Origin of the sequence: Streptomyces phytophilus (assembly GCF_013870535.1) — a bacterium.
Lineage (GTDB): Bacteria > Actinomycetota > Actinomycetes > Streptomycetales > Streptomycetaceae > Streptomyces > Streptomyces phytophilus.
On sequence record NZ_JACBXC010001555.1, the window covers coordinates 1 to 1,237 of the forward strand.

At 71.7% G+C, this 1,237-nt stretch carries 1 protein-coding gene and 1 pseudogene; both read right to left on the minus strand.

All coding sequences use genetic code 11. The features are described from left to right. Positions 1–280: pseudogene (locus H5J30_RS34185) on the minus strand (collagenase); the annotation flags it as partial. A 159-nt stretch (positions 281–439) separates the two neighbouring features. Next, the coding region (gene secF, locus H5J30_RS34190; protein WP_181791701.1) for a protein translocase subunit SecF at positions 440–1,237 on the minus strand (798 nt) is incomplete at its 5' end.

Sequence of the window (1,237 nt, forward strand, 5' to 3'; positions counted from 1 at the left end):
GCGCGGAGGTGGCGGGGCCGTCGTAGTCCCGCTTCGACTCGTCCTTCGACGCGGGCAGCGGCGCGCGCTGCCGCGGCTGCGGCGCGTCCTTCCCGACGTGTTCCGGCTCGGTGCCGTCCTGCGCGACGGCGGAGGACTGCGGTGGTGCCTGCGCCTTTCCGGGGTCCTGCTCCTGCCCTTGCGCCTGCGGCTGCGACTGCGTCTGCGCCGCGGGGCGTTCGGGTGCCGTGCGGGCCTGCGCCTGCGTGGCGAGCAGACCCGTCCCCAGGCTGAGGGTCACGGCCAGGACGAGGAGTCCTGACCCCCGCCGTCTCACCGGTCTCGGTCTCACTTGCCGCCTCCCGGGTTGCGAGATTCTTGGCATGAACACGTGCATGACGGTGCAGTAATATGTCACACATCACATGTCCGAGGAAGACGTCGCGCAGGAAGTCGTCGCTCACCGCCTCTTCTTGCTCGTCCGGGCGTCGAGTTCGATGGCGAGGGGGGTGGCCGTGAAGACCGAGGAGTACGTGCCCGCGGTGATGCCGATGAGGAGCGCGAGCGCGAAGTCCGCGAGGGCCCCGCCGCCGAGCAGCGCCAGCGCCGCGAGGATGAAGACGGCGCCCATGCCCGTGTTCACCGTGCGCGGCACGGTCTGCAGGATCGCCGTGTTCGCGGCTGCCCGGAACGGCTTCTTCCGGTCGCCGGCGACGAGTTCACGGACGCGGTCGTACAGGACGACGGAGTCGTTGACGGAGTAGCCGATGACGGTGAGCAGGGCGGCGAGGAAGACGCCGTCGATGGGCTTGCCGAGCCAGGCGAAGACGCCGACGAGGATGACGGCGTCGTGCACGAGGGCCGCGACGGCGGAGGTCGCGTACGTCCAGCGGAAGCGTACGGCGAGGTAGAGGAGTTGCGCCGCGAGTGCGACGCCGAGCGCGATGAGCGCGCCGGTGCGCAGTTCCTCGCCGAGGCTGGGGCCGATCATCTCGTCGCGGACCATCTCCGCGCCGCCGCCCAGCTCGTCCACCGCGGCGGTGACCTCGGCCGCCTCGTCGTCGGACATCTCCTCCGTACGGACGGTCAGCTCGCTGTCGCCCGAGGTGTTGACGACGGCGCGGGGCTGCCCGGCGTCGGACAGCGCGGCACGGGCCTCGTCGGCGTCGACGGGCCGGGTGGTGGAGTACTCGACGAGCCGGCCGCCGGTGAACTCGACGCCGAAGTCCAGCCCGCGGACCACGATGCCGCTGCCGGC